This window comes from Citrobacter europaeus, from assembly GCF_037482245.1.
GTDB lineage: Bacteria > Pseudomonadota > Gammaproteobacteria > Enterobacterales > Enterobacteriaceae > Citrobacter > Citrobacter europaeus.
Genome location: NZ_CP148084.1, coordinates 2,314,525 through 2,333,412 on the forward strand (window position 1 = coordinate 2,314,525; position 18,888 = coordinate 2,333,412).

Sequence of the window (18,888 nt, forward strand, 5' to 3'; positions counted from 1 at the left end):
TGCTTGTCCGTCAGGCTGCAAAACCCATAACCTGTTTCACATACTCCAGTGGGAAATCTTTCCCGGTCCAGAGTTTGAATTGTTCAGCCCCTTGCCATAACAACATGCCGTAACCATCAATCGTTTTGCAACCGGCAAGTTGTGCCTGCTGCAATAATTTGGTCATATGCGGGTTGTAGACGCATTCAGTTACCAGCAGGTCCGGTCGCAGCAGGGTAACGTCGGTTACGAGAGAGTCGTTCTCCAGCGGTTTCATGCCCACTTTCGTACCGTTGGTTAAAATATCTGCACTGGCCAGTGCGTCAGCAAAAGCCTGTCGATCGTCGAGATCGATAACGGTGACCACACAGTCGGTATTCTCATTGACACGTTTGGCGAATTCTTGCGCTTTGGCAAAGAACTCATCCTGGCGGTTGAAGAGTTTGATTTCTTTGATGCCTTCAATCGCTGCCTGGGCGCCAATGGCCGTTGACGCGCCGCCTGCGCCCAACAGTACCATGGTTTTACCTCTGATATCGAAACCGCTTTCCTTGATTGCCCGAATATGACCGGTGCCATCGGTATTGTAGCCGCGCAGGTAACCATCGTCATTGACGATAGTATTGATCGCGCCGACCAGTTTGGCTGCAGGCGTTAATTCATCAACATATTCGCATGCCAGCTGTTTGTTGGGCATAGAGACTCCGGTACCGCGCATCTTTAAGGCTTTCAGCCCGGCAATTGCGTTAGCAAACGTTGAGTTATCAACTTCAAATGCCATGTAAGTAAAAGGCAATCCTGCTTTTTCTAATGCCTTGTTTTGCATTTCAGGCGACAGACTATGTCTGATAGGGTAGGCCATCAGACCAATCAGTTCATATTTTGCAGTTACGTCCATTTGATACTCCTTCTGAATAATTTATTGAAAATAACGTTCGCCCAACCGCACATCATTTTGGGGAATATCAAATACGCGGTAGTAACGAATAAAAACGATGATCGCGGTGACGAAGGCCAGCAAAGCGAATGCGAGGTCCAGCAAAATGATGTACTGCAGGCCAATGTTAGAAAGGTATCCGGTGATTAATGGGATAATAAAGTTGGCGACGCCACCCATCATCATATAAATACTGGTGACTTTGGCTTTGCTCCTGGGAAAAAACTCTGACATCACCGAAACGCCGAGCTGTAAAATTCCCCCTGCTGCAGAGAACCCAATCAAAAATGAACCGGCGTTACACACCAATGGAGATGGATATAAATAGATAATGGCGGCGGTGACGGTTGCCAGTCCGGCGTTAAAGACATTCGCCCAAATGGGTCGAACCATTTTCTTAAGCAGCGCTGCAAAAATAAACACGCAGACCAGCGATCCCATGCTGTAGTAAGAGATGGTTTTTAGCGCGTCGGCTTCTGCCATACCGGCAAATGCCATCGCGTATTTCGGCATCCAGACAACGATGACGTAAAAGGTCGAAAATGCGGCTACCCCGAACATGACGGATGCCACGCCTTCCAGCCAGACCAACGGTTTACTGTTCATCTGGGGGAGTTCTTTTGCAATGCCCGCATCCACCATCTGGCTGGGGAAGCGACTTCTTAGCAGCATTAAGGTGATGATGACAAACAATACGCCCGGGATAATGACCGCATAGCCGTACCAGATATGATTGAGCAGCATGGTGCTGACGACGATGGGGTAGACCATCTGCCCAAACGAGACCATCGCTTTAACCAGGATAACAGCGGATCCAGATGCCTTAGGGAAACACTCCATCAATGCCGGATAGCCGCCTGTATCCAGCGCCGAGTTTGCCACACCGACGCAAACAGCCAGAATAAAGGCAATCATCAGATTCGGGCTGGCGGGAATACCGAAGAAAAACAGCATGTACAGAATCGCACCTAACAGAATGATTGCCCGCCGACCAAATTTGTCTGAGAGCACCCCAAAGAATAAAATACTCACTAATCGACCAAGACCAATGCCGGAAATTAAATAGGCAATCCCGGCATTGTCGGTGGAGAATTTTTCTGCAAGCGAGCTCATATTTTGCGCCAATGTAATGACGCTAATGCCGTGTAAAAAATAACTTAAATAAATACAGCTTATCGCCAAAAGAAATGGCGTAGTAAAGGTCTTGTTTTGAGACATTTTCACAACTCCTTGCGGATTTTAAAATTGTTCTGTGCTCGTCGGTTTAGTTTAAATTGCGGCGACCTTGTGAATAATATACCGGTTGGTAACTATTGGGCCTACATAGCATGGCGTTTAACTTACCAGGGATGTTGCATGTCAAATTGTGAATTTAATACTCTGCGCCGACTTTTTGCTGAAATTTTAAAAATGCAGTCAATTATTTTGCAGGTATGAGGAACAATATTGCATCCGCGCTATTCTGCGACTTGAGTCATTTTTAATTGATGCTTTGATGCGATGTTGCTGCGATAACCAATAAACAGCGCCAACAGAAAACCTACAGCGGCTATGGCGGTATCAAACCACATGATGTGAGCGATGCTAATCTCGGAAAGTTTCGCTGTAATCAACGGGATGGTAAAAGTGGCTATGCTGCCTGCGCTGTAGTAAATCCCGGTGGCTTTGCCCTTTGCCTGCGGAAAGCGTGCCGCCATCAGCGTTAAACCGATTTGCACCACGCCTCCGGCTGAAGAAAAACCGATGACAAACGCGAAGACGATGACCACGTAGGTTGTTGGATGCAGACACACCATGAGCAGGGCGCAAAATGAAATGAACGTGTACAGCATCAATAACGATGTCGCGCGTGCTGCTTTGCGTACCAGTGGGGCAGTAATCAAAACGCACAACAGGGAACCGCAGGTGTAAATGCTTAAGAGTTTGATCGATAACGTATAGGACATCCCGGCGACGAACTGTCCGTATTGTGCCAGCCACTGGCTCACCAGATAAAATGTCGCCATAGCGATATAGCCGTATAAGGTATAACTGGCAAGGTCGAGCAAGGAGCATTGATGTTCAGGCTGTGCGGTTTCTTGTTTTGCAGGTTGTGTTCTGATGACGATATCAGGCCCGGGATGCGGCGGGAACCGACAGCGAAACAAAAACACACCGTTGAATAACATAATGGCTGCAGCCAGCAGGAAGGACCAGCCAAACCAAAGTTCGGCCCACACCAGTAGACTGATAATCATAGGCAGTAAAAACTGGCCGCTGGAGACGAACGCTTTAATTAAAATATTGGCCGTGCTGGGTGTGCGGGGAAACGCCTCCATCAGGCTGGGGTATGTACCGGCATCGAGAAAACTGTTTGCTATTCCTGCCAAAAACCCAAATGCATAGGCAATATAAATACTGTGAGTATTGACGATACCGACAAAGAAAATCAGGTAGCAGGTCATGCCGAAAATAATAAACGGTCTGCGGCCATAGCGATCTGAGAGCATGCCTGCCACCAGTAAGACGCTTAAACGGCCAATGCCGAGTGAGGAAATAACAATTGAAACACCTGCGGCATTGGTCTGCCACTGTTGTTCCAGTGCAGACATATTGAGGCTCATCAGAATCACCCCCATGCCGTGTACCAGGTAATTAAAGTACAGCCCTATCGCAGTGGAGAAATAGGTATTTTTCATAATATGTTACTCAGCGAAGAGGCTAAATGAGAGTGGTGTTGCTGTCTCTTAACACAAACGCTCAAGGTCGTGGGCATACAGCTCTGCAGCAGCAGATTGGTAGATTTTCCAGTCAAGAAAATTATCGTGCTGATAAACCGTCTGAAAAGAGATGAAATCGGGGAAAAAACGCATGGTGTTATTACCGATACGATTATTTATTTTGTCGATAATTGCGTTAATTCTTAACTTTCTCATGGCCTTCATTTCTGCACAAATTCGCGTGATGTCTTCCGGGATTTCCCTTTCGCCATTTTCCCATTGATGCCAGGCGGCAACATTATGATCCCGCGAGATATACATAGCGCTTTCTTCTACCGTCATAGCAAAAATATGGCGGAAAGCCTGGAGCTCTAATGCGTTCATTATTTGATAACCTCATCAAAGACGGTGGAATAGTAATAACATTGCTGTGGATATTTCGGCTTGAAGAGAGTCACAGTATCTTGTGCAATATTATTTGTTCATCAACGGGGAAGTGGACGTGTGGAGCGGTTAGGTGGGTGGCGAGGCGTGCTAAGGACAAAAAAAAGCCCATCGTGGGAGATGGGCAAAGACTACACACAGCAATTCGTTGTTTCACTCAGGGGATTTCCATGCTTATAAATCAATGTGTTGATCTAAAGCCATGGGCTAATAGTAGGCATACTGGTTTTTTACGTCGATCAGATTCATCTCAATAGTTTAAAAACTGTAAAGAATTTGCGACACAAATGAGTATTTAAAGAGGGGCGAGGTTCAGTCCAATACAGTAAGGGAAAGGAATTGATTAGCATTGTTAAACAATCAGGCGGCCGTGCCGCCTGAAGTGGGATTACTTATTGCGTTCCATTTCAGCAATTTCTTCGAGGATTTCATCCGGATTGCTGCCTGGTGCAGGGGCTTCGTTTACCCAGGCTGAGAACAGACGCCAGGAGACGGCCAGTACTACCGGGCCGATGAACAGACCAATCATACCGAAAGCAATCAGTCCGCCGATGACCCCAGAGAGAATCAGGATCAGCGGCAAATCGGCGCCCATGCGAATCAGCATCGGGCGAATAACGTTATCCAGTGTACCGACCACGCCGCTCCACACCAGCAGCACGGTGCCCCAGGTTGAATCCCCCGTCCAGTACAGCCAGATAATGGCCGGCACCAGCACCGGTAACGGCCCCAGTTGGATCAGGCATGACAGGATCATCAATACCGCCAGCAGCGTGGCATACGGCACGCCGGTTACCGCCAGACCAATGCCGCCAAGAACAGCCTGCACCAGGGCGGTGACCACAACACCTAATGCGACGGCGCGAATGGCCTGCGCTGCCAGCAGAATGGCAGCATCGCCGCGTTTGGATGCCAGGCGACAAGCAAAATGGCGAATACCTAACGCCACCTGTTCACCGCGCCAGTACAGCAGGGCGCTGAACAGCAGCATCAGACCACAGTGCATCATAAAGCGACCAATATGCGCAGCCTGTCCGACAAACCAGGTTGTCGTCGTACCAATATAAGGACGAACCTTGGCCATGATGGCCGAGCCGCCCATATCCAGCAGGCTGTGCCATGCGGCATACATTTTGGCACCGACCAACGGAATACTGTTCAACCACGCCAGATCCGGCAACGTCATATCGCCAGCGGTTACGGCATGGATCAACGGCCCGCTGCCATCAACAATGCTATTAACCAGCAGCGCGATAGGAATGATAAACAACAGCACCAGCAGCAGGGTCATTACCAGCACGGCCAGTGAGCGGCGTCCCCAAAGTAATTTTTGTAAGCGTAGCAGGATCGGCCAGGTTGCAATGACCACCGTACCTGCCCATGCAAAACCGAGGATAAAGGGTTGAACAATCCAGAGACAGGCCACAATCATGATGGCTAAAAACAGCACCGATAGCAGCACTTGTGCAATATCCCTGGGCTGACGGAAATTTACCATAAATACTTTTCACCTTTGTCTTTGCGCCAGAACGTTGACGCGACGTGAACACTTAAATGACACCCTGTAATGATGAGCAATTTCAGCGGTTTTGAACAGGCGGATTCTGCCTGTAAATCTGCTGAGCGTATTAGAAAAAAATGTGATACAACAAACAAAGCAACACGCAAACGATTAAATTCACAACACAGACCGCAGGAAAGGGTCACTATAATGATTCCACAAATTTCTCAGGCGCCAGGTGTCGTTCAACTGGTGCTCAATTTTTTGCAGGCGCTGGAGCAGCAAGGATTTACGGGCGATACGGCAACGAGCTATGCCGATCGCCTGACAATGTCGACGGATAACAGTATTTATCAGCTGCTTCCTGATGCTGTTGTTTTCCCGCGTTCAACCGCAGATGTGGCGCTGATCGCCCGTCTGGCGGCGGAACCTCTTTTCTCTTCGCTGATTTTTACCCCGCGCGGCGGCGGCACCGGGACCAACGGTCAGGCGCTGAATCAGGGCATTATTGTTGATATGTCCCGCTATATGAGCCGCATTATAGAAATCAATGTGCAGGAAGGCTGGGTGCGGGTCGAAGCCGGGGTGATTAAAGACCAGCTCAACCAGTTTCTGAAACCTTACGGCTATTTCTTTGCTCCCGAATTATCCACCAGTAACCGGGCAACGTTGGGGGGGATGATCAATACCGACGCATCCGGACAAGGTTCGTTGGTTTACGGTAAAACCTCCGATCACGTGCTGGGTATCCGCGCGGTGCTGATGGGCGGCGATATTCTTGATACTCAGCCAATGCCGGTCGAACTTGCCCAAACGCTGGGTAACAGCAATACCACTATTGGCCGCATCTACAAGACGGTTTATGAGCGTTGCCGCGATAACCGACAGTTGATCATTGATAAATTCCCCAAACTTAATCGCTTCCTGACCGGTTACGATCTACGGCACGTCTTTAACGATGAGATGACCGAATTTGATTTAACCCGCATTCTTACCGGCTCTGAAGGTACGCTGGCGTTTATCACCGAAGCCCGTCTGGACATCACGCCGCTGCCCAAAGTCAGACAACTGGTTAACGTTAAGTACGACTCTTTCGACTCGGCGTTGCGTAATGCCCCGGTGATGGTGGAAGCTCGCGCGCTGTCGGTAGAAACCGTCGACTCTAAAGTGCTTAATCTGGCGCGGGAAGATATCGTCTGGCACTCGGTAAGTGAATTGATTACCGATGTTCCTGATAAAGAGATGCTGGGTCTGAACATTGTGGAGTTTGCCGGTGACGACGAAGCATTGATTGATTCGCAGGTCAGCGCACTGTGTGAACGTCTGGATAGCTTAATCGCTCGTCAGGAAGCGGGCGTCATTGGCTGGCAGCTATGTACCGAACTGGCGGGTGTAGAACGAATTTACGCTATGCGTAAAAAAGCCGTTGGTTTGCTGGGGAATGCTAAAGGTGCCGCGAAGCCGATTCCGTTTGCCGAGGATACGTGCGTCCCGCCTGAACATCTGGCTGACTATATTGCCGAGTTCCGCGCGCTGCTCGATAGCCATGGTCTCAGTTACGGCATGTTTGGTCACGTAGACGCAGGCGTGCTGCACGTCAGACCCGCGCTGGATATGTGCGATCCGCAGCAGGAAGTGCTGATGAAACGCATTTCTGACGATGTCGTCGCGTTGACGGCAAAATATGGCGGACTGCTTTGGGGCGAGCATGGAAAAGGTTTTCGTGCAGAATACAGCCCGGCGTTCTTCGGTGAGGAGCTGTATAGCGAACTGCGTAAAGTAAAATCGGTCTTTGATCCGCAAAACCGGCTGAATCCGGGGAAAATCTGTCCACCTGAAGGCGTAGATGCGCCGATGATGAAAGTGGACGCGGTGAAGCGCGGAACGTATGACCGTCAGATTCCGCTGGCCGTACGCCAGGAGTGGCGCGGGGCGATGGAGTGTAACGGTAACGGGTTGTGCTTTAACTTCGATGCGAAAAGCCCCATGTGTCCGTCGATGAAAATCAGCCTCAACCGTATTCATTCACCAAAGGGGCGGGCCACGCTGGTGCGTGAATGGCTGCGTCTGCTGGCCGATCGCGGGATTGACCCGGTACAGCTGGAGAAAGAGCTACCGGAAAAACGCGCCAGTTTACGTACGCTGATTGCCCGTACCCGCAACAGCTGGCATGCGCGCAAGGGTGAATACGATTTCTCGCACGAAGTAAAAGAGGCAATGTCCGGCTGTCTGGCGTGTAAAGCCTGTTCCACACAGTGTCCGATTAAAATCGATGTCCCGGAATTCCGCTCGCGCTTCCTGCAAATGTACCACACGCGTTATCTGCGACCGTTGCGCGATCATATGGTGGCGACCGTTGAGAGTTATGCGCCGTTAATGGCGCGGGCGCCCAAAACGTTTAACTTTTTCATCAACCAGCCGCTGGTGCGGAATCTGGCTAAAAAGCACATCGGTATGGTCGATTTACCGCTGCTGTCTGCGCCATCGCTTCAACGTCAGATGGTTGGTCATCGTTCCGCCAATATGACGCTGGAACAGCTCGAGTTGCTCAGCATTGAGCAAAAAGCCCGTACGGTGCTGGTGGTGCAGGATCCATTTACCAGCTATTACGATGCGCAGGTGGTGGCTGATTTTATACGCCTGGTTGAAAAGTTGGGTCTGCAGCCGGTATTGCTGCCTTTCTCGCCAAACGGCAAAGCTCAGCATATTAAGGGTTTTTTAAACCGTTTTGCCAAAACAGCGAAAAAGACATCCGAGTTTCTCAACCGGGTGGCGAAGCTGAACATTCCGATGGTGGGGGTCGATCCGGCGCTGGTGCTCTGTTATCGCGATGAATACAAGCTGGCGCTCGGGGAACAGCGGGGTGATTTCCATGTGCTGCTGGCTAACGAATGGTTATCGACAGTCCTGGAGTCACAGCCGGCAGTCACAATCGGCGGCGAACCGTGGTACTTCTTTGGACACTGTACTGAGGTGACGGCACTGCCGGGCGCGCCTGCGCAGTGGGCGGCTATCTTTGCACGCTTTGGCGCCAGACTGGAGAATGTCAGCGTGGGTTGCTGTGGAATGGCGGGCACTTATGGTCACGAAGTGAAGAATCATCAGAATTCACTGGGGATCTATGAGCTATCATGGCACCAGGCAATGCAACGATTGCCGCGTAACCGTTGCCTGGCTACTGGATACTCCTGCCGCAGCCAGGTCAAACGCGTTGAAGGCACGGGCGTTCGCCATCCATTACAGGCACTGCTGGAGATTATAGGATGATCTGGAAACGTGAAGTTACACTCGAGGCGCTCAATACTATGGGTGAAGGAAACATGGTGGGGCTGCTCGATATTCGTTTTGTGCACATTGGCGATGATACGCTGGAAGCCACGATGCCGGTGGATCACCGTACCAAACAACCTTTTGGTTTGCTGCACGGCGGCGCGTCCGTAGTGCTGGCGGAAAGTATTGGTTCGGTGGCTGGCTACCTGTGTACCCAGGGGGAACAGAAAGTCGTGGGCCTGGAGGTTAACGCCAACCATATTCGCTCCGCGCGGGAAGGGCGCGTCAGAGGGGTATGTCGCGCGGTACATACCGGCTCTCGTCATCAGGTGTGGCAAATCGAAATCTTCGATGAGCAGGGACGATTGTGCTGCACGTCGCGTCTGACAACCGCAATTTTGTGATGCATATTGCTTTTGGTCATTATCTGCACAGGGAATGTGTTATACTGTGCAGGTTTTGAACACAAGCGAGGATGATATGTCTACCCAATTAGACCCGGCCCAACTGGCAATAGAATTTTTACGTCGTGATAAAACCGATCTTTCACCGGCTCAGTACCTGAAAAGACTGAAACAACTTGAGCTGGAGTTTGCAGATCTGTTGGCGCTCTCTTCAACTGAATTGAAAGAAGAGATCTATTTTGCCTGGCGCATGGGCGTTCATTGATTCCGGTATGCTTATCGTAATAAAACCCCGACACGCGTTCGGGGTTATTTTTTGCCTTAGATCTTAATTACCACTTCATCTCACCGCTATTAACCTTCGCACTTAGCTCCAGAGAACTTGCGTCCGCAAGACCCGGCCATGCTGCGGTCATGGTTTTAATCACATAGTCTGAACCTTTCTTCGCCCCCAACGCCTGCTCAAACGACTGTAAATAGTCATGTGTGAAGCGAATGGCCTTATCGCCCGCAGGGCGTTCGCCAATGTAATGGCCCGGAACTACCTGAGTAGGCTGTAAATTCTGCATTTCGCTCAGTACGCTACGCCATGCGCTACGTTGTTCTGCAGACTGTGTATCCGCCGTCCATACGTGAATCCCGGAAGCCACGCCGGTCCCGCCAATAATGGCACGGTTCGCCGGGATCCAGACATAGGCTGCATAATCGTCAGGATGACGCAGTTCCAGCGTTTCGCCATCAATCGTGAAATGCGTTTGCGTGGTTGCCTGTGGAACGGTGAGCGATGTTGGCGCGCCGTCCTTCATTTGCGGGCCCCAGAACTGCAGCTTAGCCTCTTTGGTGGCGCGGATATGGTCTACTACGTGCGGTGTTGCCAGAACTTTTACCTGCGGGAACGCGTTGACGATGGGCTGCAGACCGAAATAGAAATCCGGATCGCCGGAAGTGATCACGATAGCCTTCAGCGTTTTACCGCTGGCGCGAATCATCTGCACCAGTTGTTCGCCATCTTTGGTGCTGAACTGGGCGTCAAACAAAATCGCCTCTTTAGGGCCAGACACCAGCGTCGAAGAGACTGGGAAAATAGCCTTATCCTGCGGATTATAGACGTCGAGCTGTAGCGGTGCGGCAAAAGCTGAAGACGCAAACAGAGGTAATAACAGGGCCAGAGATTTAACTTTCATACCAGGTAACCTTATGCAGGGAATTGTCTTTTGATAGTTCCCGTATTTTAAGCATATTCGTATCTGTTAGAATTCCCTCATTAGGACATGCTGAGTTTCGTAAAACGATCGGATGGGATGCAATGGACAGAGTGATGGCGGCAACGGTATTCAACCATATCTGTGATTTGGGCAGTCTGAGTGCCGCCGCGCGCGCATTGGGGTTGTCGCGCCCGATGGTCAGTCGATATCTCGACGAGATGGAGAAATGGGCGGGGACAAGGCTTATCCATCGTTCGTCGCGCCGTTTGACGATCACGCCAGCGGGTGAAGAGGCATTACTGAAAACACGTTCTCTGGCGCAACTTTCGCTGGATATTGGCGCCGCCAGCGCCGCACAAACGCCGTCCGGCACGTTACGTGTGGCCTGTGCACATTTTACTGCCTTGCATATCTTAGCGCCGGTTCTGCCCGCTTTTCTGGCGAGGTATCCGCAACTGCGTATCGAGGTGGAGATCAATAACCAACCGGTAAGCCTCGTGGGAGAACGTATTGATGTGGCGATCCGTATAACGGAAAACCCCGAGCCAGGGACTATCGCCCGTCGCCTTGGCGACTGTAAATCGGTGCTCTGTGCGTCTGTTGATTATCTGCATCAGCATGGCACTCCAGAGACTATCGATGATCTTACGCAGCATAATTGTCTCTACTACAGCGGTTTTGCTGGAAAATCCTGGCACTTTCTGGATGCCCAGGGCCAGGCTGTCTCTGCTGCAATCAGAGGTAATTTGAGCGCCGGGATCTCTTCGCTACTTTGTGAGTCGGCGTTGGCGGGAATAGGCGTTGCGTTGGTGCCTGAACTGGAGGCGCGAGAAGGGCTGGCACAGAGAAAACTGATTAGACTATTGCCCGAGCTTCAACCTAAATGCCTGCCGATATATGGTTTATACCTTTCTCGAGAGCATCAGCCAGCAGGGTTGCGCCTGTTGCTGGATGCGCTTAGTGAACCAGAGTGCTAACTGGGTGGCTAAACGTGCTTATAAAATAGTCAAACCGCCATTAGTGTTAAAAAAAACTGTTCAGTGTATGAGATTCTTCTTATCGCCCCTTCAAGAGCTAAGCCATCGTGAGTGCCGGAGATAAGCGCCGGATGGGGCCGGAACCCTTAAGCCTGCCAGCAAGCAGACTTAAGGGTTTTTTGTTTGTTCATTATTAGAATTGTATTTTCCTCCGGTCATCCCCACCTATCTCTTAAATAGACATTATCTATACATCTTTTAATATTTGACCTGCCTGAACGATTGGATTTTTATAATCCATTGTTAATCAATGTATTGAACAAAAAATTCCATCCCTGTAAACCCACGCTGCAGGGTCTATGCTTAGTAAAAGTAGTCAAAAAGGGCGATTAACCCGAATGCCCCTGCTGTTGAGGGGTTGAAGTGATAATCATTATCACTAACATGGTGTTATAGCTTCAAAGCTAGTGACTCGAGGTAACTCTATGGAATTGCATTCAGGAACATTTAACCCGGACGATTTTGCCTGGCGTGGACTGACGTTAACGCCAGCGGCTGCGGCGCATATCCGCGAGCTGGTAGCAAAGCAACCCGACATGTTGGGCGTGCGTTTAGGCGTGAAGCAAACGGGATGTGCGGGATTCGGCTACGTGCTGGACACCGTCCGCGAGGTCCAAAAAGACGATCTGTTGTTTGAAACGGATGGCGCCAGACTTTATGTGCCGTTACAGGCGATGCCGTTTATCGACGGTACAGAGGTCGATTTCGTTCGCGAAGGATTAAATCAGTTATTTAAATTTCATAACCCGAAAGCCCAGAACGAATGCGGCTGTGGCGAAAGTTTTGGGGTATAGGCGGTACTATGTCTCGTAATACTGAAGCAACTGACGATGTCAACACCTGGGCTGGCGGGCACCTTAATTATAAAGAGGGCTTCTTCACCCAACTGCAAACTGATGAGCTGGCGAAAGGGATCAACGAAGATGTCGTGCGTGCGATTTCGGCAAAACGAAATGAACCCGACTGGATGCTGGAATTTCGCCTGAATGCCTTTAACGCATGGCTCTCCATGGAAGAGCCGCACTGGCTGAAAGCGCATTACGACAAACTGAATTACCAGGAGTATAGCTATTACTCCGCGCCGTCCTGCGGCAATTGCGATGAAACCTGCGCATCTGAGCCGGGAGCGGTACAGCAAACGGGGGCGAATGCGTTTTTAAGCAAAGAGGTTGAGGACGCATTTGAACAGCTTGGCGTGCCGGTCCGCGAAGGCAAAGAGGTGGCGGTTGATGCCATTTTTGACTCGGTGTCGGTAGCGACCACCTATCGTGACAAACTGGCGGAACAGGGCATTATTTTCTGTTCGTTCGGTGAGGCGATTCACGATCACCCTGAGCTGGTAAAACAGTATCTGGGCACGGTGGTACCAGGTAATGACAATTTCTTTGCCGCGCTGAATGCGGCGGTGGCATCCGACGGTACGTTTATCTATGTACCGAAAGGTGTGCGTTGCCCAATGGAACTGTCGACCTATTTCCGTATCAATGCGGAAAAAACCGGGCAGTTTGAACGCACCATTCTGGTTGCGGATGAGGGCAGCTACGTCAGCTATATCGAAGGCTGTTCAGCCCCGGTGCGTGACAGCTACCAGCTGCATGCCGCGGTGGTGGAGGTCATCATCCACAAAGATGCCGAAGTGAAATACTCGACGGTACAAAACTGGTTCCCTGGCGATGGTAACACTGGCGGCATTTTAAACTTCGTTACCAAGCGCGCTCTGTGCGAAGGCGAAAACAGCAAAATGTCGTGGACGCAGTCGGAAACCGGCTCAGCCATTACGTGGAAATACCCAAGCTGCATTCTGCGTGGCGACAACTCTATCGGCGAATTCTATTCCGTTGCGCTAACCAGTGGTCACCAGCAGGCCGATACCGGCACCAAGATGATCCACATCGGCAAGAACACCAAATCGACCATTATCTCGAAAGGGATCTCCGCCGGACACAGCCAGAACAGCTATCGCGGTTTGGTGAAGATCATGCCGACCGCCACCAATGCCCGCAACTATACCCAATGCGATTCGATGCTGATCGGCGCGGATTGTGGGGCGCACACCTTCCCGTATGTCGAGTGTCGTAACAATAGCGCCCAGCTTGAGCACGAAGCCACAACGTCGCGTATTGGTGAAGACCAGCTGTTTTACTGCCTGCAGCGCGGCATCAGCGAAGAGGATGCCATTTCGATGATCGTGAATGGTTTCTGTAAAGACGTGTTCTCTGAACTGCCGCTGGAATTTGCCGTGGAAGCGCAAAAACTGCTCGCCATAAGCCTTGAACACAGCGTCGGTTAAAATTTAAGGAAAGCACATGCTAAGCATCAAAGATTTACAGGTCAGTGTGGAAGATAAGGCGATCCTGCGTGGGCTCAGCCTTGAGATTCGCCCCGGAGAAGTCCACGCCATTATGGGACCGAACGGTTCCGGGAAAAGTACGCTTTCCGCCACGCTGGCCGGACGTGATGACTACGAAGTCACCGGCGGGACGGTAGAATTCAATGGTAAAGATTTACTGGAACTGTCACCGGAAGACCGGGCCGGTGAAGGGATCTTTATGGCATTTCAGTATCCGGTGGAAATCCCCGGGGTCAGTAATCAGTTTTTCCTGCAAACGGCGCTGAATGCGGTGCGCAGCTACCGTGGCGAGGAGTCGCTGGACAGGTTTGACTTCCAGGATTTGATGGAAGAGAAAATCGCGTTGTTGAAGATGCCGGAAGATCTGCTGACGCGTTCGGTAAACGTCGGTTTCTCCGGCGGCGAGAAAAAGCGTAATGACATTTTGCAAATGGCGGTACTGGAGCCTCAACTGTGCATTCTTGACGAGTCGGACTCCGGGCTGGATATCGACGCGCTGAAAATCGTCGCCGATGGCGTGAACTCGCTGCGCGATGGGCAACGTTCATTCATTATCGTCACCCACTATCAGCGCATCCTGGACTATATCAAACCCGATTATGTTCACGTTCTCTACCAGGGGCGAATTGTGAAGTCTGGCGATTTCTCGCTGGTCAAACAACTGGAGGAGCAAGGTTATGGCTGGCTTAGCGAACAGCAGTAACGTGCTGCAACAGTGGCATCATCTGTTTGAGACGCAAGGGGAGACGCGCTCGCATCATGCCCAGCAGCATCTGCAACAGATGCTACGTCTGGGACTGCCAACGCGTAAGCATGAGGACTGGAAATACACGCCGCTGGAGGGATTAACCAACAGCCAGTTTGTCAGCCATGTCGCTGAAATAACGTCAGCCCAGTGTGAAGCGTTAGCGCCGGCTATTGATGCTGTCCGACTGGTGTTTGTCGACGGGCAATTCTCTCCGACGCTCAGCGACAGCGCGGAGGGTAGCGGTTTTGAGATTGTCGTTGACGATGTGCGCCAGACGCTGCCTGCGGCTGTACAACCGGAAGTTTTTCTGCACCTGACGGAAAGCCTGTCCCGCAGCGTAACGCACATTCAGGTGAAGCGTAACCAGCGCCCCGCGAAACCGTTGCTGCTGCTGCACATTACTCAGGGACTGACGGGCGATAAGGTGAACACAGCGCACTACCGCCACCATCTGGAGCTGGCGGAAGGCGCTGAAGCCACCGTCATTGAATACTATGTAAGCCTAAGCGAGCTTCGCCATTTTACCGGTGCTCGTTTAACCATGAACGTCGCGGCGAATGCGCATTTGCGCCATATCAAACTGGCATTTGAGAATTCGCTCAGCCACCATTTCGCCCATAACGATATTCAATTGGGCGCAGATGCCACCGCCGCCAGCCACAGCTTTTTACTCGGTGCTGCGGTGTTGCGCCATAACACCAGCACCCAGCTTAATGGTGAAAACACCACGCTTCGGCTTAACAGCCTGGCGATGCCAGTGAAAAATGAAGTCTGCGATACACGGACCTGGCTTGCGCATAACAAAGGATATTGCAACAGCCGCCAGCTGCATAAAACGATTGTCAGCGATAAGGGCCGGGCGGTATTTAATGGCCTGATCAACGTCGCCCAGCACGCTATTAAAACCGATGGTCAGATGACCAACAATAATTTGCTGCTCGGTAGACTGGCAGAAGTGGACACCAAGCCACAGCTGGAAATCTATGCCGACGACGTGAAATGCAGTCACGGAGCGACGGTAGGGCGGATTGACGATGAGCAGATGTTCTATCTGCGTTCACGCGGGATCGGCCAGCAGGATGCTCAACAAATGATTCTCTATGCGTTTGCCGCTGAGCTAACGGAAGCCCTGGGCGAGGAAACGCTGAAACAATTGGTACTGGCGCGGATCGCCCAACGCTTGCCGGGAGGCGTAGCATGACATTTCCCATTGAAAAAGTGCGGGCCGATTTTCCGGTCCTGGCGCGTGAAGTGAACGGTTTACCGCTAGCCTATCTGGACAGCGCCGCCAGCGCGCAAAAGCCTAATCAGGTGATTGATGCCGAAGCCGAATTTTACCGTCATGGCTATGCAGCGGTCCACCGCGGGATCCATACGCTGAGCGCGCAGGCCACAGAAAAAATGGAGAATGTACGCAAGCTCGCCTCGCTGTTTATTAACGCCCGTTCAGCTGAAGAGCTGGTGTTCGTGCGTGGTACCACGGAAGGTATCAACCTGGTGGCGAACAGTTGGGGCAGCAGCAATGTGCGGGCGGGCGATAACATTATCATCAGTGAAATGGAGCATCACGCCAATATTGTACCCTGGCAGATGCTGTGTACCCGCGTAGGCGCAGAACTGCGCGTTATTCCACTAAATGCAGACGGTACGTTGCAGCTGGAAACGCTACCGACGCTGTTTGACGATCGCACGCAACTGCTGGCGATTACCCACGTATCTAACGTGCTGGGCACGGAAAACCCGTTGGGTGAGATGATTGAGCTGGCGCATCAATACGGCGCAAAAGTGCTGGTGGATGGCGCACAGGCGGTTATGCATCATCAGGTGGATGTGCAGGCGCTGGATTGCGACTTCTATGTTTTCTCCGGACACAAGCTTTACGGGCCAACCGGTATTGGCGTTCTGTATGCCAGAGAGTCGCTGCTGCAGGAAATGCCACCCTGGGAAGGCGGTGGTTCGATGATTGCGACAGTAAGCCTGAGCCAGGGGACGACGTGGGCCAAAGCCCCCTGGCGGTTTGAAGCCGGAACGCCAAACACCGGGGGCATTATTGGGCTTGGCGCGGCGATTGAGTACGTTTCAGCGCTGGGGCTTACTGAAATCAGCGAATATGAACAGTTCATGATGCGCTATGCGCTGGAACAACTGGCGGAAGTGCCGGATTTGACGCTTTACGGTCCGGATAACCGCCTGGGGGTGATTGCGTTTAACCTCGGCAAACATCACGCCTATGACGTCGGGAGTTTTCTCGATAATTATGGGATCGCCGTGCGGACGGGACATCACTGTGCTATGCCGCTGATGGCCTACTACAACGTTCCCGCGATGTGTCGTGCGTCGATCGCCATGTACAACACCCACGAAGAAGTGGATCGCCTGGTAACGGGTCTCAAGCGTATTCATCACTTACTGGGATAACAGGGAGGCGTTATGGCTGCGCTACCGGACAAAGAAAAGTTGTTGCGTAATTTTCTGCGTTGCGCGAATTGGGAAGAGAAATACCTGTACATTATTGAACTGGGTCAGCGCCTGCCGACATTAAACGACGACGATCGTAATGCGGAAAATAGCATCCAGGGATGTCAAAGTCAGGTATGGATTGTTATGCGTCAGAATGGCGAAGGTATTATTGAATTACAGGGCGACAGCGATGCGGCAATTGTGAAAGGGCTTATCGCTGTGGTATTCATTCTGTATGACCGCATGACGGCTCAGGATATTGTGAACTTTGATGTGCGTCCGTGGTTTGAAAAAATGGCGCTCGCACAGCATCTCACACCGTCCCGGTCACAGGGGCTGGAGGCGATGATTCGGGCGATTCGCGCCAAAGCTGCAACTCTTAGCTAAACTGATAAAACACGTCAACTTTCAGACCTTCTTGAAAGCGTTCGTGTAGGGCAACGCAGTGACTCGTAGGCCGGATCGGGCGCTTGTCGCCGTCCGGCAAGAACGCCAGGGGGGTGAGTGAGTATGAAACGCGCGTCTGTTATTACGTTAATGCTAATCGGCGCTTACAGCGCTATTCAGGCCGCATGGGCGGTCGATTATCCTTTGCCCCAGGCGAACAGCCGTCTTGTTGGGCAAAACCAAACCTACACCGTGCAGGAAGGCGATAAAAACCTCCAGGCGATAGCCCGTAAGTTTGATACCGCCGCAATGCTGATCCTTGAAGCCAACAATACTATTGCCCCCGTACCTAAACCTGGAACGCTGATTACTATTCCCTCGCAATTACTGCTGCCGGATGCGCCACGCGAAGGCATTATTGTGAATCTGGCGGAATTACGTCTGTATTACTTCCCGCCGGGAGAGAATATTGTTCAGGTATTCCCGATTGGTATCGGTTTGCAGGGGCTGGAAACGCCGGTAATGGAAACCCGGGTTGGGCAGAAAATCCCCAATCCGACCTGGACCCCTACAGCAGGCATCCGTAAACGCTCTCTGGAGCGCGGCATCACATTACCGCCGGTAGTACCCGCCGGGCCAAATAACCCGTTAGGACGCTTTGCACTGCGTCTGGCGTATGGAAACGGTGAATACCTGATCCATGGCACCAGCGCGCCGGACAGCGTGGGCCTGCGCGTGAGTTCTGGTTGTATTCGTATGAACGCGCCGGATATCAAAGCACTGTTTGCCCAGGTCCGTACAGGTACGCCGGTCAGGGTGATTAATGAGCCGATAAAATATTCGATTGAGCCGAACGGCATGCGGTATGTCGAGGTGCACCGACCGCTGTCGCCGGAAGAGGAGCAAAACGTCCAGACCATGCCGTATGTGCTGCCAGCCGGTTTTACCCAGTTTAAAGACAGTAACGCCGTGGATAACAGCCTGGTGGAAAGAGCGTTGTACCGCCGCGCGGGCTATCCGGTCACCGTGACTGCCGGGCAAGCCTCGGTCGTTAACAATGGAGCGGAAGTGAAGTCTGCACAGAATGGCGCGCCGGGAGAGGGCGCAGAGGTGCGTATTACGCAATAACAGGGAAGGAAATTCGGGGCAAAAAAAATGGCGCACAATGTGCGCCATTTCTATTACACAGATACTATTACTTGCGGTATTTAGTAGCTGCGTTGTCCAGACGCTGGTTAGCGCGAGCTGCGTCATCTTTAGCAGCCTGAACGTCGGAACGCATTGCGTTCACGTCGTTGCTCAGCTGGTCAACTTTAGCGTTCAGAGTCTGAACGTCAGAAGACAGCTGATCGATTTTAGCGTTGCTGGAGCAACCTGCCAGCAGAGTAGAACCCAGGATTACCGCGCCCAGTACCAGTTTAGTACGATTCATTATTAATACCCTCTAGATTGAGTTAATCTCCATGT

Annotated in this window: 18 protein-coding genes and 1 other RNA gene; 11 read left to right on the forward strand and 8 right to left on the reverse strand. The window is 51.6% G+C overall.

All coding sequences use genetic code 11. The annotated features are described in order from the left end of the window. Positions 1 to 10: 10 nt before the first annotated feature. The 6 genes from ydiB to ydiK all read right to left on the reverse strand — a co-directional run bounded on the left by ydiB (position 11) and on the right by ydiK (position 5,557). Positions 11 to 877, reverse strand: a complete 867-nt coding sequence (ydiB, locus tag WHR59_RS10885; protein ID WP_043016572.1) for a quinate/shikimate dehydrogenase — start codon at positions 875 to 877, stop codon at positions 11 to 13. A gap of 21 nt (positions 878 to 898) precedes the next feature. Continuing rightward, positions 899 to 2,134 carry an MFS transporter gene (locus WHR59_RS10890; protein ID WP_043016571.1) on the reverse strand — a complete coding sequence of 412 codons (1,236 nt, stop codon included), beginning with the start codon at positions 2,132 to 2,134 and terminating at the stop codon, positions 899 to 901. A gap of 239 nt (positions 2,135 to 2,373) precedes the next feature. Then, positions 2,374 to 3,594 (reverse strand): MFS transporter, encoded by a 1,221-nt coding sequence (locus WHR59_RS10895; RefSeq protein ID WP_338843988.1) that lies wholly within the window; start codon positions 3,592 to 3,594, stop codon positions 2,374 to 2,376. A 48-nt stretch (positions 3,595 to 3,642) separates the two neighbouring features. Beyond that, positions 3,643 to 3,999: a YdiL family protein gene (locus WHR59_RS10900; RefSeq protein ID WP_213733090.1), complete on the reverse strand. Its 357-nt coding sequence runs from the start codon at positions 3,997 to 3,999 to the stop codon at positions 3,643 to 3,645. A gap of 156 nt (positions 4,000 to 4,155) precedes the next feature. After that, positions 4,156 to 4,263: antisense sRNA RprA (rprA, locus tag WHR59_RS10905), an RNA gene on the reverse strand. Between the two features lie 184 nt (positions 4,264 to 4,447). Beyond that, positions 4,448 to 5,557, reverse strand: coding sequence for an AI-2E family transporter YdiK (gene ydiK / locus WHR59_RS10910; RefSeq protein WP_047411648.1), 1,110 nt, complete (start codon positions 5,555 to 5,557; stop codon positions 4,448 to 4,450). A 213-nt stretch (positions 5,558 to 5,770) separates the two neighbouring features. Between ydiK and WHR59_RS10915 the strand changes: the two genes are divergently transcribed. The 3 genes from WHR59_RS10915 to WHR59_RS10925 all read left to right on the forward strand — a co-directional run bounded on the left by WHR59_RS10915 (position 5,771) and on the right by WHR59_RS10925 (position 9,499). Then, a complete protein-coding gene (locus WHR59_RS10915) occupies positions 5,771 to 8,827 on the forward strand; it encodes a D-2-hydroxyglutarate dehydrogenase YdiJ (RefSeq protein WP_338843989.1) in 3,057 nt (1,018 codons plus the stop codon). Beyond that, positions 8,824 to 9,234 carry a 1,4-dihydroxy-2-naphthoyl-CoA hydrolase gene (gene menI, locus WHR59_RS10920; protein WP_114682693.1) on the forward strand — a complete coding sequence of 137 codons (411 nt, stop codon included), beginning with the start codon at positions 8,824 to 8,826 and terminating at the stop codon, positions 9,232 to 9,234. The genes WHR59_RS10915 and menI overlap by 4 nt, the downstream gene beginning before the upstream one ends. A 76-nt stretch (positions 9,235 to 9,310) precedes the next feature. Continuing rightward, entirely contained in the window at positions 9,311 to 9,499 is a 189-nt protein-coding gene (locus WHR59_RS10925) for a YdiH family protein (RefSeq protein ID WP_003030540.1), read from the forward strand. A gap of 67 nt (positions 9,500 to 9,566) precedes the next feature. Here WHR59_RS10925 and WHR59_RS10930 read toward each other — a convergent pair whose 3' ends face one another. Beyond that, positions 9,567 to 10,418: a Vmh family MBL fold metallo-hydrolase gene (locus tag WHR59_RS10930; RefSeq protein WP_075146082.1), complete on the reverse strand. Its 852-nt coding sequence runs from the start codon at positions 10,416 to 10,418 to the stop codon at positions 9,567 to 9,569. Between the two features lie 122 nt (positions 10,419 to 10,540). On the opposite strand from WHR59_RS10930, the gene WHR59_RS10935 reads away from it, so the two are divergent. From WHR59_RS10935 to ldtE, 8 genes are all read left to right on the forward strand, one after another. Further along, positions 10,541 to 11,416 (forward strand): LysR family transcriptional regulator, encoded by an 876-nt coding sequence (locus WHR59_RS10935; RefSeq protein WP_043016564.1) that lies wholly within the window; start codon positions 10,541 to 10,543, stop codon positions 11,414 to 11,416. A 485-nt stretch (positions 11,417 to 11,901) separates the two neighbouring features. Further along, complete coding sequence (sufA, locus tag WHR59_RS10940) at positions 11,902 to 12,270, forward strand: Fe-S cluster assembly scaffold SufA (protein ID WP_043016560.1); 369 nt, start codon at positions 11,902 to 11,904, stop codon at positions 12,268 to 12,270. An 8-nt stretch (positions 12,271 to 12,278) separates the two neighbouring features. Next, entirely contained in the window at positions 12,279 to 13,766 is a 1,488-nt protein-coding gene (gene sufB, locus WHR59_RS10945) for a Fe-S cluster assembly protein SufB (protein ID WP_043016559.1), read from the forward strand. 16 nt (positions 13,767 to 13,782) lie between these two features. Next, positions 13,783 to 14,529: a Fe-S cluster assembly ATPase SufC gene (gene sufC / locus WHR59_RS10950; RefSeq protein ID WP_080625103.1), complete on the forward strand. Its 747-nt coding sequence runs from the start codon at positions 13,783 to 13,785 to the stop codon at positions 14,527 to 14,529. Continuing rightward, positions 14,504 to 15,775: a Fe-S cluster assembly protein SufD gene (gene sufD / locus WHR59_RS10955; protein ID WP_338843990.1), complete on the forward strand. Its 1,272-nt coding sequence runs from the start codon at positions 14,504 to 14,506 to the stop codon at positions 15,773 to 15,775. The genes sufC and sufD overlap by 26 nt, the downstream gene beginning before the upstream one ends. After that, entirely contained in the window at positions 15,772 to 16,992 is a 1,221-nt protein-coding gene (sufS, locus tag WHR59_RS10960; RefSeq protein WP_080625105.1) for a cysteine desulfurase SufS, read from the forward strand. The genes sufD and sufS overlap by 4 nt, the downstream gene beginning before the upstream one ends. A gap of 12 nt (positions 16,993 to 17,004) precedes the next feature. Then, complete coding sequence (gene sufE / locus WHR59_RS10965; protein WP_043016555.1) at positions 17,005 to 17,421, forward strand: cysteine desulfuration protein SufE; 417 nt, start codon at positions 17,005 to 17,007, stop codon at positions 17,419 to 17,421. 123 nt (positions 17,422 to 17,544) lie between these two features. Beyond that, positions 17,545 to 18,549, forward strand: coding sequence for a L,D-transpeptidase LdtE (gene ldtE / locus WHR59_RS10970; RefSeq protein ID WP_075146085.1), 1,005 nt, complete (start codon positions 17,545 to 17,547; stop codon positions 18,547 to 18,549). Positions 18,550 to 18,616: 67 nt separating this feature from the next. On the opposite strand, the gene lpp is transcribed toward ldtE, so the two are convergent. Next, positions 18,617 to 18,853: a murein lipoprotein Lpp gene (gene lpp, locus WHR59_RS10975; protein WP_003029373.1), complete on the reverse strand. Its 237-nt coding sequence runs from the start codon at positions 18,851 to 18,853 to the stop codon at positions 18,617 to 18,619. Positions 18,854 to 18,888 lie beyond the last annotated feature (35 nt).

Coding starts and splice junctions, on each gene's coding strand:
- ydiB (WP_043016572.1), bottom strand. CDS start 877: ATGGACGTAACTGCAAAATATGAACTGATTGGTCTGATGGCCTACCCT.
- WHR59_RS10890 (WP_043016571.1), bottom strand. CDS start 2,134: ATGTCTCAAAACAAGACCTTTACTACGCCATTTCTTTTGGCGATAAGC.
- WHR59_RS10895 (WP_338843988.1), bottom strand. CDS start 3,594: ATGAAAAATACCTATTTCTCCACTGCGATAGGGCTGTACTTTAATTAC.
- WHR59_RS10900 (WP_213733090.1), bottom strand. CDS start 3,999: ATGAACGCATTAGAGCTCCAGGCTTTCCGCCATATTTTTGCTATGACG.
- ydiK (WP_047411648.1), bottom strand. CDS start 5,557: ATGGTAAATTTCCGTCAGCCCAGGGATATTGCACAAGTGCTGCTATCG.
- WHR59_RS10915 (WP_338843989.1), top strand. CDS start 5,771: ATGATTCCACAAATTTCTCAGGCGCCAGGTGTCGTTCAACTGGTGCTC.
- menI (WP_114682693.1), top strand. CDS start 8,824: ATGATCTGGAAACGTGAAGTTACACTCGAGGCGCTCAATACTATGGGT.
- WHR59_RS10925 (WP_003030540.1), top strand. CDS start 9,311: ATGTCTACCCAATTAGACCCGGCCCAACTGGCAATAGAATTTTTACGT.
- WHR59_RS10930 (WP_075146082.1), bottom strand. CDS start 10,418: ATGAAAGTTAAATCTCTGGCCCTGTTATTACCTCTGTTTGCGTCTTCA.
- WHR59_RS10935 (WP_043016564.1), top strand. CDS start 10,541: ATGGACAGAGTGATGGCGGCAACGGTATTCAACCATATCTGTGATTTG.
- sufA (WP_043016560.1), top strand. CDS start 11,902: ATGGAATTGCATTCAGGAACATTTAACCCGGACGATTTTGCCTGGCGT.
- sufB (WP_043016559.1), top strand. CDS start 12,279: ATGTCTCGTAATACTGAAGCAACTGACGATGTCAACACCTGGGCTGGC.
- sufC (WP_080625103.1), top strand. CDS start 13,783: ATGCTAAGCATCAAAGATTTACAGGTCAGTGTGGAAGATAAGGCGATC.
- sufD (WP_338843990.1), top strand. CDS start 14,504: ATGGCTGGCTTAGCGAACAGCAGTAACGTGCTGCAACAGTGGCATCAT.
- sufS (WP_080625105.1), top strand. CDS start 15,772: ATGACATTTCCCATTGAAAAAGTGCGGGCCGATTTTCCGGTCCTGGCG.
- sufE (WP_043016555.1), top strand. CDS start 17,005: ATGGCTGCGCTACCGGACAAAGAAAAGTTGTTGCGTAATTTTCTGCGT.
- ldtE (WP_075146085.1), top strand. CDS start 17,545: ATGAAACGCGCGTCTGTTATTACGTTAATGCTAATCGGCGCTTACAGC.
- lpp (WP_003029373.1), bottom strand. CDS start 18,853: ATGAATCGTACTAAACTGGTACTGGGCGCGGTAATCCTGGGTTCTACT.